Source organism: Microbacterium paraoxydans (assembly GCF_019056515.1).
Taxonomy (GTDB): domain Bacteria; phylum Actinomycetota; class Actinomycetes; order Actinomycetales; family Microbacteriaceae; genus Microbacterium.
In genome coordinates, this window is sequence record NZ_CP064873.1 from 2,770,540 (window position 1) to 2,788,261 (window position 17,722).

General features: G+C 71.3%; 22 protein-coding genes. 16 read left to right on the top strand and 6 right to left on the bottom strand.

Features of this window, described 5'->3' with window-relative positions; genetic code table 11:
- The first annotated feature begins 17 nt into the window (after positions 1–17).
- The 5 genes from IZR02_RS13635 to IZR02_RS13655 all read left to right on the top strand — a co-directional run bounded on the left by IZR02_RS13635 (position 18) and on the right by IZR02_RS13655 (position 5,195).
- Positions 18–1,070, top strand: a complete 1,053-nt coding sequence (locus tag IZR02_RS13635; protein ID WP_062765487.1) for an alpha/beta hydrolase — start codon at positions 18–20, stop codon at positions 1,068–1,070.
- A 170-nt stretch (positions 1,071–1,240) separates the two neighbouring features.
- Positions 1,241–2,092: a tryptophan 2,3-dioxygenase gene (locus tag IZR02_RS13640; protein WP_025102508.1), complete on the top strand. Its 852-nt coding sequence runs from the start codon at positions 1,241–1,243 to the stop codon at positions 2,090–2,092.
- Complete coding sequence (locus tag IZR02_RS13645; protein ID WP_062765491.1) at positions 2,092–3,111, top strand: amidohydrolase family protein; 1,020 nt, start codon at positions 2,092–2,094, stop codon at positions 3,109–3,111. Before IZR02_RS13640 ends, IZR02_RS13645 begins: the two co-directional genes overlap by 1 nt.
- A gap of 1 nt (position 3,112) precedes the next feature.
- Complete coding sequence (locus IZR02_RS13650; protein WP_062765496.1) at positions 3,113–4,384, top strand: kynureninase; 1,272 nt, start codon at positions 3,113–3,115, stop codon at positions 4,382–4,384.
- Positions 4,374–5,195, top strand: a complete 822-nt coding sequence (locus tag IZR02_RS13655; protein WP_082758419.1) for a PaaX family transcriptional regulator — start codon at positions 4,374–4,376, stop codon at positions 5,193–5,195. Before IZR02_RS13650 ends, IZR02_RS13655 begins: the two co-directional genes overlap by 11 nt.
- On the opposite strand, the gene IZR02_RS13660 is transcribed toward IZR02_RS13655, so the two are convergent.
- On the bottom strand, positions 5,192–5,683 hold the full coding sequence (locus IZR02_RS13660; RefSeq protein ID WP_025102512.1) for an FBP domain-containing protein: 492 nt from the start codon (positions 5,681–5,683) through the stop codon (positions 5,192–5,194). The genes IZR02_RS13655 and IZR02_RS13660 overlap by 4 nt on opposite strands.
- 292 nt (positions 5,684–5,975) lie before the next feature.
- Between IZR02_RS13660 and IZR02_RS13665 the strand changes: the two genes are divergently transcribed.
- The gene (locus IZR02_RS13665) at positions 5,976–6,323 is read left to right on the top strand and encodes a hypothetical protein (protein ID WP_217316524.1); all 348 of its coding nucleotides are present in this window, start codon (positions 5,976–5,978) and stop codon (positions 6,321–6,323) included.
- Between the two features lie 21 nt (positions 6,324–6,344).
- On the opposite strand, the gene IZR02_RS13670 is transcribed toward IZR02_RS13665, so the two are convergent.
- A complete protein-coding gene (locus tag IZR02_RS13670; RefSeq protein WP_025102514.1) occupies positions 6,345–6,746 on the bottom strand; it encodes a hypothetical protein in 402 nt (133 codons plus the stop codon).
- Between the two features lie 209 nt (positions 6,747–6,955).
- Between IZR02_RS13670 and IZR02_RS13675 the strand changes: the two genes are divergently transcribed.
- Positions 6,956–7,144: a CsbD family protein gene (locus IZR02_RS13675; protein WP_370670658.1), complete on the top strand. Its 189-nt coding sequence runs from the start codon at positions 6,956–6,958 to the stop codon at positions 7,142–7,144.
- A gap of 69 nt (positions 7,145–7,213) precedes the next feature.
- Here IZR02_RS13675 and IZR02_RS13680 read toward each other — a convergent pair whose 3' ends face one another.
- Positions 7,214–7,378: a hypothetical protein gene (locus IZR02_RS13680; protein ID WP_164498167.1), complete on the bottom strand. Its 165-nt coding sequence runs from the start codon at positions 7,376–7,378 to the stop codon at positions 7,214–7,216.
- Positions 7,379–7,499: 121 nt separating this feature from the next.
- On the opposite strand from IZR02_RS13680, the gene IZR02_RS13685 reads away from it, so the two are divergent.
- The 6 genes from IZR02_RS13685 (at position 7,500) to IZR02_RS13710 (ending at position 12,513) form a co-directional block, all read left to right on the top strand.
- Positions 7,500–7,766 (top strand): DUF7218 family protein, encoded by a 267-nt coding sequence (locus tag IZR02_RS13685; protein ID WP_025102516.1) that lies wholly within the window; start codon positions 7,500–7,502, stop codon positions 7,764–7,766.
- A 5-nt stretch (positions 7,767–7,771) separates the two neighbouring features.
- Positions 7,772–8,848 carry a carboxylate-amine ligase gene (locus IZR02_RS13690; protein WP_025102517.1) on the top strand — a complete coding sequence of 359 codons (1,077 nt, stop codon included), beginning with the start codon at positions 7,772–7,774 and terminating at the stop codon, positions 8,846–8,848.
- Positions 8,849–8,886: 38 nt separating this feature from the next.
- The gene (locus IZR02_RS13695; RefSeq protein WP_025102518.1) at positions 8,887–10,293 is read left to right on the top strand and encodes an MFS transporter; all 1,407 of its coding nucleotides are present in this window, start codon (positions 8,887–8,889) and stop codon (positions 10,291–10,293) included.
- Positions 10,290–11,159, top strand: coding sequence for an endo alpha-1,4 polygalactosaminidase (locus tag IZR02_RS13700; protein ID WP_051582153.1), 870 nt, complete (start codon positions 10,290–10,292; stop codon positions 11,157–11,159). The genes IZR02_RS13695 and IZR02_RS13700 overlap by 4 nt, the downstream gene beginning before the upstream one ends.
- 104 nt (positions 11,160–11,263) lie before the next feature.
- Positions 11,264–12,310 carry an iron-containing redox enzyme family protein gene (locus tag IZR02_RS13705; protein WP_025102520.1) on the top strand — a complete coding sequence of 349 codons (1,047 nt, stop codon included), beginning with the start codon at positions 11,264–11,266 and terminating at the stop codon, positions 12,308–12,310.
- Complete coding sequence (locus IZR02_RS13710; protein WP_025102521.1) at positions 12,307–12,513, top strand: CDGSH iron-sulfur domain-containing protein; 207 nt, start codon at positions 12,307–12,309, stop codon at positions 12,511–12,513. Before IZR02_RS13705 ends, IZR02_RS13710 begins: the two co-directional genes overlap by 4 nt.
- Positions 12,514–12,519: 6 nt before the next feature.
- Here IZR02_RS13710 and IZR02_RS13715 read toward each other — a convergent pair whose 3' ends face one another.
- Positions 12,520–13,299, bottom strand: a complete 780-nt coding sequence (locus IZR02_RS13715) for a YggS family pyridoxal phosphate-dependent enzyme (protein WP_025102522.1) — start codon at positions 13,297–13,299, stop codon at positions 12,520–12,522.
- A 73-nt stretch (positions 13,300–13,372) separates the two neighbouring features.
- Between IZR02_RS13715 and gabT the strand changes: the two genes are divergently transcribed.
- On the top strand, positions 13,373–14,716 hold the full coding sequence (gabT, locus tag IZR02_RS13720) for a 4-aminobutyrate--2-oxoglutarate transaminase (RefSeq protein WP_025102523.1): 1,344 nt from the start codon (positions 13,373–13,375) through the stop codon (positions 14,714–14,716).
- Here the strand turns inward: gabT and IZR02_RS13725 are convergent.
- On the bottom strand, positions 14,700–15,380 hold the full coding sequence (locus IZR02_RS13725) for an HAD-IA family hydrolase (RefSeq protein WP_051582154.1): 681 nt from the start codon (positions 15,378–15,380) through the stop codon (positions 14,700–14,702). The two genes, gabT and IZR02_RS13725, sit on opposite strands and share 17 nt — an antisense overlap.
- Before the next feature lie 26 nt (positions 15,381–15,406).
- Here IZR02_RS13725 and IZR02_RS13730 point away from each other — a divergent pair, with 26 nt between their 5' ends.
- Positions 15,407–16,120, top strand: a complete 714-nt coding sequence (locus tag IZR02_RS13730) for a glutamine amidotransferase (RefSeq protein WP_025102525.1) — start codon at positions 15,407–15,409, stop codon at positions 16,118–16,120.
- A gap of 65 nt (positions 16,121–16,185) precedes the next feature.
- Here the strand turns inward: IZR02_RS13730 and IZR02_RS13735 are convergent, their stop codons facing one another.
- On the bottom strand, positions 16,186–16,731 hold the full coding sequence (locus IZR02_RS13735; RefSeq protein WP_025102526.1) for a carboxymuconolactone decarboxylase family protein: 546 nt from the start codon (positions 16,729–16,731) through the stop codon (positions 16,186–16,188).
- A gap of 122 nt (positions 16,732–16,853) precedes the next feature.
- Between IZR02_RS13735 and IZR02_RS13740 the strand changes: the two genes are divergently transcribed.
- Positions 16,854–17,705 carry an AraC family transcriptional regulator gene (locus IZR02_RS13740; RefSeq protein ID WP_025102527.1) on the top strand — a complete coding sequence of 284 codons (852 nt, stop codon included), beginning with the start codon at positions 16,854–16,856 and terminating at the stop codon, positions 17,703–17,705.
- Positions 17,706–17,722 lie beyond the last annotated feature (17 nt).

The window sequence follows — 17,722 nt, forward strand, 5'->3', positions numbered from 1 at the left end:
GCTGGCACACTGAGGCCGTGGAAGACTCCCGCAGCACCGCCGGAACCGTGGCCGCGAAGACCGGTCGGACGCCCTGGCGTCGCACGAAGATCGCCGTGGGCACCCTCGCCGCGGTCGCCGCCGTCGTCGCGATCGTCGGCGCGCTCACCCCGTGGCCCTCGGCGATGGTCATCCGCTCCGTGTTCACGAAGGGCGGCGACGAGACCGCCGCCGAGATGACGAAGCATGTCCCCGACACCGCCCTCGACGAGCGGAAGGATGTCGCCTACGGTGACGCCGGCGCGGACACGACGATGGACGTCTTCCGCCCCGCCTCCACCGACGGCGCACTGCCGACCGTGGTGTGGATCCACGGAGGCGCCTGGATCTCGGGCTCGAAGGAGGACGTCGATCCGTACCTCCGCATCCTCGCCGCGGAGGGCTACACGACCATCGGCGTGAACTACACCCGCGGACCCGAGGGCGTATATCCGCTCGCCGTCCACCAGCTCGACGAGGCCCTCGCCTACATCGACGCGCACGCGGCGGAACTGGGCGTCGATCCGCGCCGCATCGTGCTCGCAGGAGACTCCGCCGGGGCCCAGCTCGCCAGCCAGATGGCGACACTCATCACGAATCCGGACTACGCGGAGATCCTCGGCATCCGCCCGTCGATCCGCGCCGATCAGCTCGTCGCCACCGTGTTGAACTGCGGCGTCTACGACCTCGCCGCACTGGCAGAACTCGACGGGGTCGCCGGATGGGGCTTCAAGTCGGCGATGTGGGCGTACTCCGGCACGAAGACCTGGGCGGAGGACTCGACAGGCGCCACGATGTCGACCGTCGATTGGGTCACGGCCGACTTCCCCGCGACCTACATCTCCGGCGGCAACGGCGACGGGCTCACCTGGCTCCAGTCGATCCCGATGTCGAAGCGGCTCCAGGAGCTCGGGGTCGACGTGACGCCGGTGTTCTGGCCCGCGCCGCACGAGCCGGAGCTCCCGCACGAATACCAGTTCCACCTCGATCTCCCCGAGGCCCGGAAGGCGCTTGCGGACACCATCGCCTTCCTCGACGCGCACACCCGCTGACCCGGCCTCTTTCGTCCGACCTCGGCTCCGACACGGATGCACGACTCCGGCCCGGGTGCACGACCGAATCCTCCGGATACCCGTGCCACCGTCGCCGAATCGTGCCGATGCGTCGGGAATCGGACATAACGTCTCTGTGACGACCGGCACGGAAATGATATGTTCACGGGATGCACACCGAGAACGAACGCGCACTCGAGTCCGGGATCGTCACGGACCTCTCCGGTCGCATGACCTACGGCTCGTACCTCGCGCTCGACCAGCTCCTCACGGCACAGCACCCGGTGAGCGACCCGCAGCATCACGACGAGATGCTGTTCATCATCCAGCACCAGACGACGGAGCTCTGGCTGAAGCAACTGCTGCATGAGCTCAGCTCGGCGCGGGAGCTGCTTGCGGCCGACGACCTGCGCGACGCCCTCAAGCGCATCGCCAGGGTCAAGCGCATCCAGGACGTGATGACGCAGCAGTGGTCGGTGCTCGCGACACTGACCCCGACGGAGTACGCCCAGTTCCGTGGCGCGCTCGGCAACTCGTCCGGCTTCCAGTCGGTGCAGTACCGCGCCGTGGAGTTCGCGCTGGGCAACAAGAACGAGAAGATGCTGAGCGTCTTCCGCGACCACCCCGCGAACCTTGCGCTCCTCACCGCCGAGTGGGAGAAGCCCACGCTGTACGACGAGTTCCTCCGCTACGCCTCGCGCCGCGGCCTCCCCGTCCCGCGCGAGATCCTCGACCGGGACGTGCGGGAGCCGTACCGCGAGACCCCGGCCCTCGTACCCGCCATCCGCGCGATCTACCAGGACCCGCGCACCCACTGGGACCTCTACGAGGCCTGCGAGGACCTCGTCGACCTCGAGGACAACTTCCAGTTCTGGCGCTTCCGCCACCTCAAGACCGTGTCCCGGACCATCGGGATGAAGGTCGGCACGGGTGGATCGAGCGGCGTCGGCTTCCTGCAGCGCGCCCTCGACCTCACGTTCTTCCCGGAGCTCTACACCGTCCGCACCGAGATCGGCTCCTGATGCTCGCGGCGACGTTCTTCGACGGCGAGCGCTGGCGCGACGGCGTCGTCGGGCTCGGAGCGGACGGGCGCCCCCAGCTCCGCGACGAGGCGCCCTCCCCCGGCACCCCAGCCCTGGTCGGACGCATCGTCGGCGGCTTCACCGACCACCACGTGCATCTGCAACTCGTCGACCACACGCTCCTCGCCTCGTCGTGCCTCGGGCGGGTGGTCGACCTCGGCGGCGACCCGTCGACCGTCGCGTCTATCGCCGTCCACAATGCAGGAGAACTGGCCGACGGAGGCGGCGCCGGCGCGGTTTCGCGCACGGTGGGGCCGGATTCTCCTGAGTTGCGAACCGTCCGGTACGCCGGCGCCTTCCTCACTTCGCCGGGTGGCTACCCCTCGGATCGGGCATGGGCTCCGGCCGGATCGGTGCGGGAGATCGCGGACCCCGCCGGGGCGGCGGCCGCCGTGGCGGAGATGGCGGCGTCGGGCGCGTCCTTCATCAAGGTCGCGAGCAACAGCACCGCCGGCCCGGTCTTCTCCGACGCCCTCTTCCGCGCGATCGTCGAGCTCGCCGTGGCGCACGGCCTCCCCGTCGTCGCCCATGCGGAGGGCACCGGCGAGGCGCAGCGCGTCGTCCGCCTCGGAGCGACGCAGCTCGCGCACGCCCCGTTCACCGAGCGTCTGGATGACGAGGAGATCGCGGAGCAGGCCGTCCGGGCCTCCTGGATCAGCACCCTCGCCATCCACGACCCCGCCGCGAGGGCCATCGCGATCGACAACGTCGCCCGCTTCCATGCCGCCGGCGGCACCGTCCGCTACGGCACCGACATGGGCAACGGCCCGACCCCCGTCGACCTGAACCCCGACGAGGTCCGTGCCCTCCGCACCGCCGGGCTCGACGACGAGACCCTCCTCCGCGCCCTCGCGCCGGTCGACCCGCTCGATCCCCGCTCTCTCCTGCTCCTGCTGCCACCGGGATCCGCCGATCCCCTGGCCGCCCGCCCCCTCACCGCCGCCGACCTGAAGGTGTGACATGACCGACCGCTCCGCCGACACCGCCCTCCTCGACGCCGCCCGCACCCTGGACGCCGCCGACCCGCTCGCCGCGCACCTCGACGCGTTCGTCGAGGCCCCGGGCGTCACCGCCTATCTGGACGGCAACTCGCTCGGCCGCCCGCTGCGCGACGTGCCGGAGAAGCTCGCCGCGTTCGTGCGCGAGGACTGGGGCACACGCCTCATCCGCTCCTGGGACGAACAGTGGATGGCCCTGCCGATGGAGCTCGGAGACCGCATCGGCGCCATCACCCTCGGTGCGGGGCCGGGGCAGACGGTCGTGTCCGATTCCACGAGCGTCCTGCTGTACAAGCTCATGCGGGGGGCCCTTCGACAGGCTCAGGGACCCAGGGGCACGGCGCAGGGGCCCACGGGGCGGACGGAGCTCGTTATCGAAGAGGGGAACTTCCCCACCGACCGGTTCCTCGCCGCGGGCGTCGCGGCGGAGATGGGGGCCACGCTGCGCTGGATCACGCCCGACCCGGTGCACGGCGTCACGGTCGACGACGTCGCGGCCGTGGTCTCCGAGCGGACCGCGCTCGTCTCGCTCAGCCACGTCGACTACCGCTCCGGCGCCCTCGCCGACATGCCCGCCATCACCGCCGTCGTCCATGACGCGGGAGCGCTCATGCTGTGGGACCTCTGCCACTCGGCGGGCGTCGTGCCGATGCAGCTCGACGGCTGGGGCGTCGACATGGCCGTCGGCTGCACCTACAAGTACCTCAACGGCGGCCCGGGATCGCCCGCGTTCGCCTACCTCCGCCACGACCTGCAGGGCCTGCTGCGGCAGCCGATCCAGGGCTGGTGGAGCGCAGCCGACATCTTCGCCATGGGCCCGGAGTACGTCCCCGCCGACGGCATCCGTCAGCTCCTCAGCGGCACGCCCCCGGTGACCTCGATGCTCGCGATGCAGGGGATGATCGACCTCATCGAGCAGTCGGGGATCGACGGCGTGCGCGCGAAGTCGGAGTCGCTCACCGCACTCGCGGTCCGGGCGTACGACGAGCTCCTCGCGCCGCTGGACGTCCGCCTGCTCAGCCCTCGCGACCCGGCGCGACGCGGCGGACACATCACGATCGGCCACCCCGATTTCCGGGAGGTCACCCGGAGGCTCTGGGCGGACGGCGTCATCCCCGACTTCCGCTTCCCGGACGGGATCCGGCTCGGGCTGTCGCCGCTCAGCACTTCGCACGCCGAGACCGTCGCCGGGGTGCTCGCGGTCAGGGATGCGTTGGAGTCCGGTGTCTCCTGAGCCCGCGGCGCCGGTCGTGCTCGATGACATCGACGCCCGCCCCGGCAGCACCGCCTCGCTCCTGCGCACCCTGATCGGCCTGTATCTGCGCCCGCTGGGAGGCTGGATCTCGGCCGCCGATCTCGTGGCGCTGGCCGCCGACCTCGGCATCCCCGCCGCTCCCGCCCGGACGGGCATCGCCCGTCTCAAGCAGAAGGGCCTGCTCCTGCCGGAGCGCCGCGACGCCGTCGGCTACCGGCTGAGCCCGGCGGCCGTGCCGATGCTGGAGCGCGGCGACCGCCGGATCTTCCGGATGCAGGAGATGACCGACGACGATCCGTGGTGCCTCGTGTCGTTCTCGATCCCGGAGAGTGCGCGCAGCGTGCGTCATCAGCTGCGCCGGCGCCTGCAGTGGATCGGCGCCGGCGTCGTCTCCCCCGCCCTGTGGATCTGCCCCGGGCACCTCAGGGCGGAGGCGGAGCAGATCCTCGACGAGCTCGGTGCCCGCCGCTGGGCGACGCTGTTCGACGCGTCGGCCCCCGCCCCGGCCGGCACGCTGGCCGAGGCCGCGGCGGCGTGGTGGGACCTGGACGCGCTGCGCGGCGAGCACGAAGCCTTCCAGGCCTCGCTCACCGCGCTCCCCGATGCGCCGTTCCCCGCGTACGTGCACCTCATCGACCGCTGGCGGGTGCTGCCCTACACCGATCCGGGACTGCCCCCGGCGATGCTGCCGGCCGACTGGCCGGGCGGACGCAGCTTCGAGGCGTTCGCCCGGCTGTCGGCGGCGTGGGCGGCACCCGCCCTCGCGCATGTCCGCGCCGTGACGGCCTAGTCGGTCCGGGCGACCTCGCGCACGAATCCGGTCACGTGCTCCTGCAGCCGCAGGATCCGCATCTCGCGCGCGAGCTCGCGGTCGTACCCCGGATAGGCCAGCGGCGGGAGCTTGCGCACCGCCGCGTTGCAGCCGAACTCCGCGCACGCGAGCACACCGACCGTGTCGCCCTTGCGGCCGGCGGCCCCGGCGCGTCGGGCGACGTACAGCTGCACGTCGTTGCGGAGCGTCACGTCCTCGCACCACGAGCACTGGGCGCGGGCGAGCACGCGCTGCTCGGCGCGCTGCAGCACGACGCCCACGGGTTCGTCGTCGATCCACACGACGACATAGGCGCGCCGGGGCAGCTTCGGGTCGATCCAGCCGAGGTAGTCGAGCCGGTCGAAATCGGTCTCGGCGAAGCCGGGCGGCAGAGTGATGTCGGAGACCTCCTTGCGGGAGGCGTTGCAGAAGGAGGCGCGCAGGGCGCGCTCGTCGATGGGACGCATGAGGGGAAGAGCTTTCGGTGTGATCGCCGGAACGGCGAGACGGATCGGAGGATCACCCGGACGATGCCGGGGTACGACGCAGCACCGGGGACGGGGTTCCGCCTCCGGCCGGTCCTCAGCCTCTGCCTGCGGCGCTGAACGCGCCTGCAGCTCCGCTCCGCGCCCCGAGGGCACTCATCGACGACAGCACCCGGCGAGCCTACACCCGTTTGTTTCGTCGCGTGTCGGGAGCGCTGCGGGATCCCGACCTCGTCGACGTACTCTGGCCGGACGCCGATCCGAAGGAGTCCCCGTGTCCACGCCGCTGCACCGCCGTCCGCCCCTCGAGGTGCGTGAGCGTGCGACGTGCATGTGCAGGAACGGCGGCCGCTGCTCCTCGTCGGCCCCCGGCCACGCCCTGCACCTGATCCAGGAGCGTCTCGCCGCGGCGACCCCGGCGCGATGGGCGGACGCGTTCGTGATCGCGGCGGATCCGGTCGCCGGAGACCTCGTCGTCCGCACGCTCGACGGCACCACGCACACGCTGTGGAACGGCTCCGGCGCCGCGCTGGAGGCCACCATCGGCAGCCCGGTCGCCCTCCACCTCGACTACGCCGTGCTCGCCGTGGGACGCACCCGCTTCAACGTCGCCGTCGTGTGACGAGGGCCTGATCCCCTCGGGTCAGGCGCTCGCCATCATCATGTCGCGGACCGCCATGCACGCGTTCATGCAGGCCTGGCACGCCTGAGCGCAGAGGCGGCAGACGTCGCTGTGATCGGCATGCTGCATGCACTCGTCCATGCACATCTGGCACATCGCGATGCAGGCGTCCAGCATCGCCATCATCGTGGCCGGGGTCATCCCCTGCATGCGGAGCATCGATCGCATCATCGTGTGGCACATGTCCGCGCAGTTCATGCACGCGGGGGCGCAGTCCATCTCCTGCGTCGCGCACACCGTGCAGGCCTGCTCGCAGGCGGCACACGCGTCCATACACGCCTGGAGCACCGACATGTCCATCATCGCCATGTCCGGCATCGACTCCATGTTCTTGGACATGGCACCCATCATCATCGCGTCCATCGCACACCGCTCCCTTCGTCCAGGACGACGGGCAGGACACCCGCCTGGCGCCAGGCTAACCCCTGTGCGGGCGGGAGTCGATGGGGGCGGAACGCTGACACGCCCGTCGGTGAATGTCAATCCCGTGGACGGACCGCGACGCCGGTGCGACGCTCGAAGAGAAATCGATCCGTCCAGGAGAGGAGCCTCTTATGAGTGGCGCAGATGACATGAAGAATTCCGCTGAGAAGCTGGGTGGCAAGGTCAAGGAAGGCTTCGGCAAGCTCACCGACAACGAGAAGCTCGAGGCCGAAGGCCAGGCGGATCAGGTGAAGGCCGACGCGAAGCAGGCCGGCGAGAACGTGAAGGACGCCGCGGGCAAGGCCGGCGACAGCGTCAAGGACGCGTTCAACCGCTGATCCCCCACCCGCTGAACCCATGAAGAGGGGGAGGCTCGCCGATGGCGAGCCTCCCCCTCCGCACTCGGGTCAGACCTTGCGGCTGCCGGTGATCGCTCGGATCAGCCAGGCGATCACGGCGATGGCCAGGAGCACCAGACCGACCCACAGCAGGAACTGGAGCGACTGCACCAGTCCTCCGGTGATCGCGAGGATCACGGCGATGACGATGACGATGATCAGGAGGATGTTCATCGGTCTTTCCCTTCTCTGGGGGCGCGGGCGCCCGACTGCGGTGACCTCACGCTAGACCCGAACCACACCCTCTCTGGAGGGGGTTGACTTGGACCCTCCCGATGCGCGAAGGAGCAGAGCAATGCCAGGACGACGCAACAACTCGCTGAAGGATCCGGAGCTGTACGAAGAGCTCCGCGACGACGGGGCTTCGAAGGAGAAGGCCGCCCGCATCTCGAACGCGGCCGCACGAGACGGCCGCAGCTCGGTCGGCCGCCGCGGCGGGAAGCACGGGGACTACGAGGACTGGACCGTTCCCGAGCTGCGGAAGCGCGCGAAGGAGTTGGGTCTCACCGGCTACAGCGGCAAGCGCAAGGCCGAGCTCATCTCCGAACTGCGAAACCACTGACCCGGATGACGCGCTTCGGGATCGAGGAGGAGTTCCTCCTGCTCGATGAGGATTCGCTCGTCCCCGTCGCCCTCAGCGGTGACATCCTGGAGCGCATCGGCGATGACGTCACCGCCGGACGCGTGACCACCGAGTACCTGGCCTCGCAGGTCGAGGCGCTCACCGACCCGGTGCGCACCGGCGCCGAGGCCGTCCAGGAGCTGACGGCGTTGCGCACGGCCATCGGGAGGCAGGCACGCGTCCGGCGCGCGATCGCGGCACCGACCGGCGCGCCGTTCACCACTCTCCGCTCGCCGCGCCTCTCGCCGTCGGCGCACTACGACGACGTCGCGCGACGGCTGGCGCACCTCACCCGCGAGCACGAGGTCAACGGCCTGCACGTGCACGTGGAGGTGCCGGACGAGGAGGAGCGGGTCCGTTCCCTGAATCGGCTTCGCGCGTGGCTGCCCCTGCTGCTCGCCCTCAGCACGAACAGCCCGTTCGGCAACGGTCTCGACACGGGCTTCGCGAGCTGGCGGAGCATGCTCATCCGCCGACTCCCCTCGTCGTGGTGTCCGCCCCGGTTCGCCGACGTCGACGACTACCGCACGCGCGTGGACCAGCTCCTCGACCTCGGGACCATCGGCGAGGCGACCTCCCTCTCCTGGGCGGTGCGCCTCTCCGAGCGCTACCCGACCGTGGAGGCGCGCGTCGCGGACACGCAGCTCACCGCGGAGGACGCCGTCCTCTCCGCGCTGCTGACCCGCGGGATCGCCCTGTCGTCCGGGCAGCGGATCGTCGCCGATGAGACGGAGACGATCGACGCGTCGATCTGGATGGCGTCGCGAGCCGGGATGACGGCCCGCCTCCTGGATCCGCTCACGGGCGAGATCGCCCCGGCCTGGACGGTGGCGGAGCACCTTCTCGACGACATCGGACCGGTGCTGGACGAGCTCGGCGATGCGGACGCGGTGCGGGCGGGCCTCGCCCGGATACGGGCCGACGGGACCGGCGCGGCACGGCAGCGTGCGGCGCACGCACGGGACGGGCTCCCCGCGCTCCGACGGCTCCTGCAGGAAGGTACCGGAACACCGCCTGACTGACCGGCCCTCGCGTCCGTCGCCCGGAGTAGGGTCGGCCTGTGTCATCCTTCGCCCCGCTCCAGCGGCTCGTCATCGCGATCGCCGTGCTGGCCTCGTTCGTCACGTTCCTCGACGGGACAGTGGTGAACGTCGCCCTTCCCGCCATCAGCGAGGAGCTCGGCGGCGGGATCACCACGCAGCAGTGGGTCGTCGACGCGTACCTCATCACCCTCAGCGCGCTGATCCTGCTCGCCGGCTCCCTGTCCGACGCCTACGGACGGGTGCTGGTGATGCGGATCGGCCTCATCGCCTTCGGCATCGCGTCCGTCGCGGTCGCCGCCGCGATCGACCCGCTCATGCTCATCGTGGCCCGCGGGGCCCAGGGGGCGGCCGGGGCCCTGCTCGTCCCCAGCTCCCTCGCGCTCATCACCGCGACCATGCGCGGCGACCTGCAGGCGAGGGCCATCGGCGTCTGGACCGCCTTCACCACGGCCGCTCAACTGGTCGGTCCGCTGCTCGGCGGGCTCTTCGTCGACTTCCTGTCCTGGCGCTTCGTCTTCCTCATCAACGTCCTCCCCATCGGGGTGACGCTGGTGCTGCTCGCCCGCCTGCATCTGCCGGAGCACCCGCGGGGCGTCCGCGTGGACTGGTGGAGCGGTGTACTGTGCGCGCTGGGGCTGGGCGCCATCGTCTTCGCCCTCATCGAGCAGCCGAACCTCGGGTGGGCCTCCCCCGCGATCTGGATCCCCGCCGTGGCCGGGGCCGCGCTCTTCGCCGTCTTCCTGTGGCGCCAGGGCCGCTCGGCCACGCCGCTCATGCCGCTCTGGCTGTTCCGGGTGCGCGACTTCGGGTGGGGCAACCTCGCCACGCTGTTCGTGTACGCCGCGCTCTCCCTCAACGGCTTCGTCGTCGGCGTCTACCTCCAGCAGGGGGCGGGACTGAGCGCGACGGCGGCGGGGCTCGCGAGCCTGCCGATGACGATCCTCATGATCCTGCTGAGCTCCCGTGCCGGCGGGTGGGCGGGGCGCTGGGGCCCGCGCATCTTCATGACCGTCGGGCCGCTGATCATGGCCGTCGGAGCGCTGATGCTGCTGACCGTGAACGCCGCCTTCGACTACTGGGCGCAGGTGCTCCCCGCCATGATCGTGATGGGCCTCGGCCTGTCGCTCACCGTCGCCCCGCTGACGGCCGCGATCCTCGGCGCCATCGATGAGAACCACTCCGGCATCGCCTCCGCCGTGAACAACGCCGTCTCCCGCGTCGCCGGTCTGCTCGTGGTCGCGATGCTGTCGACCATCGTCGGCGGCACCCTCGACCTCGGCGGGTTCCACAACGCGGCCTGGGTCACGGCGGCGCTCCTCGTGCTCGGCGGCGTCGTGTCGTGGATCGGGATCCGCCGGAACCCCTCGGAGGCCGCGGCCCCGCCCGCCGACGCCCCCGCGCAGCCGACGCCTCAGCCGCGATGAGCCTCCCCCGTCCCCCGCGCGGTCGAAGCAGCATACGCGTCTCCCTGGCGCCGGCGGCCCTCGTCGCGGTCGGGATCCTCGCCCTCTCCGCCTGCACCGCTCCGTCCGCTCTCCCCGCGGAGGGAACGGCGCCGTCGGCCGCGGTCGCGCTGCCTCCGACCGCCGCCCTCCCGGACTACCAGCTCGGCGGCGCGTACGATCCGGCCGAGGGTGTGGGCATCGTCGGGCGAGACCGCAGCGCGGAGCCGGCTGCCGGCCTCTATTCCGTCTGCTACGTCAACGGCTTCCAGACCCAGCCGGGCGAGCTCGCCGAGTGGCCCGATGGCCTGCTCCTGCACGACGGTGACGAGGTGGTCTTCGATCCCGACTGGCCCGACGAGGCCCTCCTGGACACCACCAGCGCGGCACAGCGGTCCCGCATCGCCGAGATCGTGATCCCCTGGATCGAGGGCTGTGCGGACTCCGGCTTCCAGGCGGTCGAGTTCGACAACCTCGACTCGTTCTCGCGCGCGGACGGCGCCCTGACCCTGGACGACAACCTCGCCCTCGCAGAGCTCTTCGTCGACGCGGCGCACGGCGTCGGGCTCGCCGCCGGGCAGAAGAACGCGGCGGAACATGCGGACGCCCTGAAGGAGCGCGCGGGCTTCGACTTCGCCGTCACGGAGGAGTGCGCCGCCTACGCGGAGTGCGGCGCGTACACCGCGGTCTACGGGCCGCACGTGATCGACATCGAGTACACGGATCAGCTCCCTCGGCCGTTCGCGGAGCTGTGCGCCGACCCGGACACCCCGGCGTCGACAGTGCTCCGCGATCGCGACCTCGTCACTCCGGACGAGGAGGGGTACGTGTTCGCCGGGTGCCCGTGACGGCGGGCGCGCTTGCCTGCCGAGCGCCTCGGCGTCAAGTCCCTGGTGGTCTCCGCTCGCGCGGGTGAGGATGCGGGTGATCGATCCGATGGGAGCCCCTCCTCATGACCGTTTCCACCCTCGACGCCGACACCGCCGTCGCCTTCTCGCCGCGCGGCCCCCTGTCGAGCGCCGCCCTCGGTGTCCTCACGGGTCGCGGTGACGACGCCGCCACCCTCCCCGATCTCGCCGCCACAGCCGTCGCCGCGAGCGACGACGTGGTCAGGGACGACGACATCCAGCTCGCCCTGTTCGTCCTCTACGCGTCCTCCTACGGCTCGCTTCCGCAGCTGGATGCGAGTCTCGAGTGGGACGCCGGGGTGGTCACGGCACGCCGTATCCTCGAGGACGCCTTCGAGGCCGCACTGCGTGACACCATGCCGGTGCCCGAGCTTCCCGAACCCACGGTCGACGCCGTGGGTCGCGCCCTGTTCGCCCTCGCTGCCGCGGACACCGGCCCCAGCCTGTCGCGCCACATCGCCAGGAAGGCCACCCGTGAGCAGGCCGAGGAGTCACTGATCCTGCGGTCGGTGTACACGCTGCGGGAGGCCGATCCGCATTCGTGGGCGATTCCGCGGCTGACCGGGCGCCCCAAGGCCGCGCTCGTGGAGATCCAGTCGGACGAGTACGGCGGCGGCCGCCCGCAGCGGGTGCATGCGGAGCTCTACGCCCGAGCGCTGCGCGCCGCAGGACTCGACGACACGTACGGCGCCTATGTCGACGACGCCCCGGCGATCACACTCGCCTCGCACAACATGATGAGCTTGTTCGGACTCAACCGCCGGCTCGTCGGCGCCATCGTCGGCCACCTCGCCGCCTACGAGATGACCTCGTCGATCCCCTGCCGGTTCTACGCCGACGGCCTGCACCGGCTGGGGTTCGCCGACGAGGTCGCCGCGTACTTCGAGGAGCATGTGGAGGCCGACGCGGTACACGAGCAGATCGCCGCCCGTGACCTCGCGGGCAGCCTCGCCGAGGACCGTCCGGAACTGCTGGCGGACATCCTGTTCGGCGCGGCCGCGTGCCTCACGGTCGACGGCTGGGCCGGAGCCCACACCCTCGACGCCTGGACCGAGGGCCGCTCGGCACTGCGGGAGAGGACGACCGCATGAGCGGCCGGGACGAACCGGTCACGGTCACCGCGTACCCCGACGGCCCGCTGCTCGTGCGCGGTGAGATCGAGCTGCACGCGAGCGACGGCACGGTGATCGACCCGCGCCGACGCACCGTGGCCCTGTGCCGCTGCGGGCTCTCCGCGCTCAAGCCCTTCTGCGACGGCACGCACAAGGCGGCCGGCTTCCGCACCGAGGACTGAGCGGGGTCAACCCTCCGGCCAGTAGTGACTGTCGGGGACGGCACGCGCACCGAAGATCGCCTGCCCGACCCGCACGCACGTCGCCCCCTCCTCGACGGCGATCTCATAGTCTCCGGACATGCCCATCGAGAGGGCGCCGTCGCCGATGAGCTCGGGGGTCTCCTCGCGCGCCCTGTCCCGAAGAGTGCGCAGCAGCGCGAAGCACTCCCGCACCCGGGCGTCGTCCGGTGTGAGCAGCGCGAGCGTCATCAGCCCGCGGACACGGAGGGCACCGTAGGACGGCAGGGCCTTCAGGAAGCCCGGAAGCTCGTCGGGCGGCATCCCGAACTTCGAGTCCTCGGCCGAGGTGTTCACCTGCACGTACACGTCGAGGCTGCGCCCTGCGGCCTGCAGGCGCCGGTCCAGGGCTTCGGCGACCCGGAGCCGGTCGAGCGCCTGGAACTCCGCGGCGAACGAGGCGACGTCCCTGGCCTTGTTCGTCTGCAGATGGCCGATGACCACCCAGTCCACGTCGAGATCGGCCGTCTCCCGGTTCTTCCGCACGGCTTCCTGCACCTTGTTCTCCCCGAGGCGACGCAGCCCCGCGCCGATGGCCACCCGCACCCGCTCGGTCGGGACGGTCTTGCTCACCGGGAGCAGGTGCACCGCACCGGGTTCCCGTCCCGCACGCTCGGCGGCGGCGTCGATACGGGCGCGGACGGCGGCGAGGTTGGCACGGAAATCCGCGGCGGTGACGGCCGTCGGGTAGCGCGCGGCGCCGTCTCCGACAGGCTCAGACTTTGACATAGGTCAAAATCTAACATAGCTTCGGGACCACGTCGCGCGCCCGCCGACACCCCCTTCGCGAAGGAGCCCTCTCATGTCCGCACCCGGCCTGTTCTCCGACACCGCACTGACGGCTCCGCGCCTGCGCACCGAGATCCCAGGGCCGCGGAGCCGGGCGCTCCACGAGCGCCGGCGACGGGTCGTCCCCCGCGGCGTCGGCAGCGTGCTCCCCGTCTACATCGAGCACGCCGACGGCCCCTGGGTCACCGACGTCGACGGCAACCGCTTCCTCGACCTCGGCAGCGGCATCGGCGTGACGACGATCGGCCACACCAACCTCGCCGCCGTCACCGCCGCGGCCGAGCAGCTCGATCGGGTCACGCATACGCTCTTCACCGTCACCCCGTACGAGGGCTACGTGCGCCTCGCGGAGCTGCTCGCGGAGAAGGTGCCCGGCACCCACGAGACCCGCACGGCCTTCGCGAACTCCGGCGCCGAAGCCGTCGAGAACGCGGTGAAGATCGCCCGGAGACACACGGGACGGCGCGCTGTCGCCGCCCTCGACCACGCGTTCCACGGGCGCACCAACCTCGCGCTCGCCATGAACCACAAGGCGGCGCCGTACGGAACCGGGTTCGGCCCGTTCGCTCCCGACATCCACCGTGTCCCCAATTCCTATCCCTACCGGGACGGCCTCGACGGGACGGAGGCCGCGGCGCGCACGATCGCCCATCTCGAACAGCGCATCGGCGTCCACGACCTCGCCGCCGTCATCGCCGAGCCCGTCCAGGGCGAGGGCGGCTTCGTCGTCCCTGCCGCGGGCTACCTGCCGACCCTGCAGGAGTGGTGCACGCGGAACGGCGTGGTGTTCATCGCCGACGAGATCCAGACGGGCCTCGGGCGCACCGGGACATGGTTCGCGAGCACGCACTTCGACCTCGTTCCGGACCTCGTGCTCACGGCGAAGGGCATCGCCGGCGGGTTGCCCCTGGCCGGGGTGACCGGTCGCGCCGAGATCATGGACGCACCCGACCCGGGCGGCCTCGGCGGCACGTTCGGCGGAAACCCAGTCTCGATCGCCGCCGCCCTCGCGGTGTTCGACGAGCTGGAGCACGGGACCTTCTTCGCGGACGCCCGGCGGATCGGCGCGCACCTGTCCGCGCGGCTCGAGGGCCTGCGCGCCCGTCACGCCGTGATCGGCGACGTCCGCGGGATTGGTGCCATGCAGGCCTTCGAGCTGAGCACCCCTGGCACGACGCGACCGCTGGCCGGGGCCGCCTCCATGGTCGCGGAGTTCGCCGCCCAGCGCGGGATCCTGCTGCTCACCGCGGGCAGCGACGGCAACGTGATCCGCTTCCTGCCGACACTCACGACGACGGACGAGCAGCTCGACGTCGCGGTGGACGTCATCGACGAGGCCCTCAGCGCGCTCCGCTGAGCACTTGCAGGCACAGCGCCTCGCCGCTCCAGCGCACGCGGGCGAGGTCGTGCACGATCAGGTCGGGGTGGGCCGCCGCAGAGCTGGCGCCCACTCCGACCACGAGCCCCGCGCCTGCCGCCCGCGCCGCACGGATCCCCGGTGCCGAGTCCTCGAAGACCACGCAGTCCCGCGGGTCCCGCCCGAGCAGACGCGCGGCGCGGAGGTAGGGGTCGGGAGCGGGCTTGCCGCGGTCCACGTCTTCGGCGGCGACGAGCAGGGCGGGTGCCGGGATGCCCGCACCCCGCATCCGCGCGGTCGCGACCGCCCTGTTGCTGCTCGTCGCAACCGCCCAGAGCTCGGACGGCAGCGCAGCGAGCAGGGCAGCGGCCCCCGGGATCCCGGTGGTCGCCGGGGCGACGGCGAGCTCTCGCGCGAGGAGATCGACGGTCGCCTCGGCGGCCCGCTCCGACCCGACGATCGCCGCGACCACCTCACTCGGTCGCATGCCGTGCGGGGCGTCTCGGAGGAAGTCGAATCCCGGGGCGTACCGGCGGGCCCAGGCGTCCCACGCGATCGCCGCCGAGGGGACCGAATCCACCAGCACGCCATCGCAGTCGAACAGGACCCCCGCGGCGTGCACGATCACTTCGGAGCCCTGAACCTCCTGTGCTATTTTTGGCATAGGTCAAATCTATCCGAGGAGAGTGCATGTCCGCGTCCCGCACGCCCCGCACGGCCGTCGCCGTTCGCCACGTCCCCTTCGAAGACCTCGGGATCCTCGCTCCTCTGCTGGCGGAGCGCGGTCACGAGACCACCCTCCTCGATGCCGGCATCGACGAACTCGACGCAGACGCCGTCGCCGGAGCCGACCTACTCATCGTCCTCGGCGGTCCGATCGGGGTGTACGACGACGATCGCTACCCGTTCCTGCGCTCCTCGAAGGCCGCCGTCGCGGCGCGACTCGACAGCGGCGGCGCCACGCTCGGCGTCTGCCTCGGCGCGCAGCTCCTCGCCGAGTCCCTGGGCGCAGCGGTCCGGCCGACCGGCGCGGTCGAGATCGGCTTCGGTCCGCTCACGCTGACGCCCGAGGGCCGGGAGTCGGTCCTGGCCCCGCTCGACGGCGAGCCGGTGCTGCACTGGCATGGGGACGAGTTCGCGATCCCCGCCGGGGCGCAGTCCCTGGCGCACACGCCCGGCTTCCCGCATCAGGCCTTCGCGGTGGGGCGCACTCTCGGCCTTCAGTTCCACCTGGAAGCCGACCACCGCACGATCGAGCGCTGGCTCATCGGCCACGCCCACGAACTGCATCACAACGGCATCGACCCGCGGGTGATCCGGGAGCAGGCACGCGCCCTCGGCCCCCGGCTCGAGACGCTCGCCACCCGCGTCCTCACCGACTGGCTGGATGCGGTCGAGGCCTAGCGAGCCGGCCGGGGCAGCGGAAGAGGCCGGACCCCCAGCGAATCCGGCCTCTGCTCCCCTCGACCTCAGGCGGCGCGACGCAGCGGCACCGTCGGGAAGTCGATCGGCACGTCGAGCGCGATGTTCACGTAGTTCGTGAAGAGGTTCAGCGCGACCTGGCCGATGGTCTCGACGATCTGCTCGTCGTTCCAGCCGTGCGCGCGGAGGGCGTCGACATCGGCCGAGGTCACCTGGCCGCGCTCGTCGACGAGCTTGAGCGCGAAGGCCAACAGCGCCGCGGTGCGCGGGTCGTCGGAGGTGCCTTCCTGCGCCTCGGCGAGGACCTCGGTCGAGAGGCCGGCCTTCTTGCCGAGCGCGGTGTGCGCGGCGAGGCAGTAGCCGCACGAGTTGCGGTTCGCGACGGCGACGGCGATCTGCTCACCCAGGGCCGCACCGAGCGTGCCCCCACCGTAGGCGCCGAACGCGCTCCACATGCTGGTCAGGGCCGCAGGCGAGTTCGCGACCGCGCGGAACATGGCGGGGACGGCGCCGAAGGCGGAGTCGATCTGCTCGAGCTGGTCCTTGACGGGGCCGGTGGCGGTCTCACGGTCGACGAGAGGGACGTTGGGCATGGGATGCTCCTTTGTTTCGAGACGAGCCGGGTTCGGCTTCCCCTTCAGTCTTCCGCGGCAGTGAGTACGATACGTATCATTTGATCTTGCTTTCATGACACATCGTCCAGAAGAATGGAGGAATGCCGCCGCTCGACCGCCTCACCCCGTTGCTCGACCGCTTCCGAGTGCGCAGTCGCCTGTTCCACACCGGACCGCTCTGCGGCACCACGGTCTTCGCGGCGAGCGCCGGCCACGGCTTCCTCCACGTGCTGCGGCGCGGCGAGATGGAGGTGACGCATCAGCGCCCGGACGGACGCATCGAGCGCGAGACCATCACACGCCCGAGCCTGTTGTTCTTCCCCCGCCCGATCGATCACACCTTCCTCAATGCCCCGACCGAGGAGTCCGACTTCGCCTGCGCCACGATCGATTTCGACGGCGGGGCCACCCACCCGCTCGTGCGCACCCTCCCCTCCGTGATCGTCCTGCCGCTCGACGAGGTGTCCACCCTCGCGCCTGCGCTCGACCTCCTCTTCGCCGAGGTCGACAACGTGCGCTGCGGTCGTCCCCTGCTCGCCGACCGGATGTTCGAGGTCGTGCTCATCCAGCTCCTCCGCTGGATGCTCGACCACTCCGGCGAGCTGGCGCTTCCCCCGGGACTGCTGCCCGGACTCTCGGACGAGCGTCTGGCACCCGCGCTCGTGGCGATGCACGAAGCACCCGGCGAGCCCTGGAACCTCGACACGCTCGCGCGCACCGCGGCCATGTCGCGCAGCGCCTTCGCCGCCCGCTTCAAAGAGGTCGTCGGCCGCGCGCCGGGCGACTACCTGACGGAGTGGCGGCTCACGATCGCCCAGGAGCAGCTGCGCGCCGGCATGTCGGTGAGCGCGGTCGCCGCCGATCTGGGCTACGCCAGCGCGTCGGCGTTCTCCCGCGCGTTCGCCCAGCGGCTCGGCCGTTCGCCGCGCGCCTGGCTCGGCCTCGCGGCCTGAACTCACCCGCCGGCCGC

Bases quoted from the DNA above. Each gene is read 5' to 3' on its own strand.
- IZR02_RS13725 (WP_051582154.1), bottom strand. From the start codon at position 15,380: ATGCCAAAAATAGCACAGGAGGTTCAGGGCTCCGAAGTGATCGTGCAC.
- IZR02_RS13715 (WP_025102522.1), bottom strand. From the start codon at position 13,299: ATGTCAAAGTCTGAGCCTGTCGGAGACGGCGCCGCGCGCTACCCGACG.
- IZR02_RS13670 (WP_025102514.1), bottom strand. From the start codon at position 6,746: ATGGACGCGATGATGATGGGTGCCATGTCCAAGAACATGGAGTCGATG.
- IZR02_RS13735 (WP_025102526.1), bottom strand. From the start codon at position 16,731: ATGCCCAACGTCCCTCTCGTCGACCGTGAGACCGCCACCGGCCCCGTC.
- IZR02_RS13680 (WP_164498167.1), bottom strand. From the start codon at position 7,378: ATGAACATCCTCCTGATCATCGTCATCGTCATCGCCGTGATCCTCGCG.
- IZR02_RS13730 (WP_025102525.1), top strand. From the start codon at position 15,407: ATGTCCGCGTCCCGCACGCCCCGCACGGCCGTCGCCGTTCGCCACGTC.
- gabT (WP_025102523.1), top strand. From the start codon at position 13,373: ATGTCCGCACCCGGCCTGTTCTCCGACACCGCACTGACGGCTCCGCGC.
- IZR02_RS13700 (WP_051582153.1), top strand. From the start codon at position 10,290: ATGAGCCTCCCCCGTCCCCCGCGCGGTCGAAGCAGCATACGCGTCTCC.
- IZR02_RS13710 (WP_025102521.1), top strand. From the start codon at position 12,307: ATGAGCGGCCGGGACGAACCGGTCACGGTCACCGCGTACCCCGACGGC.
- IZR02_RS13650 (WP_062765496.1), top strand. From the start codon at position 3,113: ATGACCGACCGCTCCGCCGACACCGCCCTCCTCGACGCCGCCCGCACC.
- IZR02_RS13690 (WP_025102517.1), top strand. From the start codon at position 7,772: ATGACGCGCTTCGGGATCGAGGAGGAGTTCCTCCTGCTCGATGAGGAT.
- IZR02_RS13660 (WP_025102512.1), bottom strand. From the start codon at position 5,683: ATGCGTCCCATCGACGAGCGCGCCCTGCGCGCCTCCTTCTGCAACGCC.
- IZR02_RS13645 (WP_062765491.1), top strand. From the start codon at position 2,092: ATGCTCGCGGCGACGTTCTTCGACGGCGAGCGCTGGCGCGACGGCGTC.
- IZR02_RS13685 (WP_025102516.1), top strand. From the start codon at position 7,500: ATGCCAGGACGACGCAACAACTCGCTGAAGGATCCGGAGCTGTACGAA.
- IZR02_RS13675 (WP_370670658.1), top strand. From the start codon at position 6,956: ATGAAGAATTCCGCTGAGAAGCTGGGTGGCAAGGTCAAGGAAGGCTTC.
- IZR02_RS13740 (WP_025102527.1), top strand. From the start codon at position 16,854: ATGCCGCCGCTCGACCGCCTCACCCCGTTGCTCGACCGCTTCCGAGTG.
- IZR02_RS13705 (WP_025102520.1), top strand. From the start codon at position 11,264: ATGACCGTTTCCACCCTCGACGCCGACACCGCCGTCGCCTTCTCGCCG.
- IZR02_RS13640 (WP_025102508.1), top strand. From the start codon at position 1,241: ATGCACACCGAGAACGAACGCGCACTCGAGTCCGGGATCGTCACGGAC.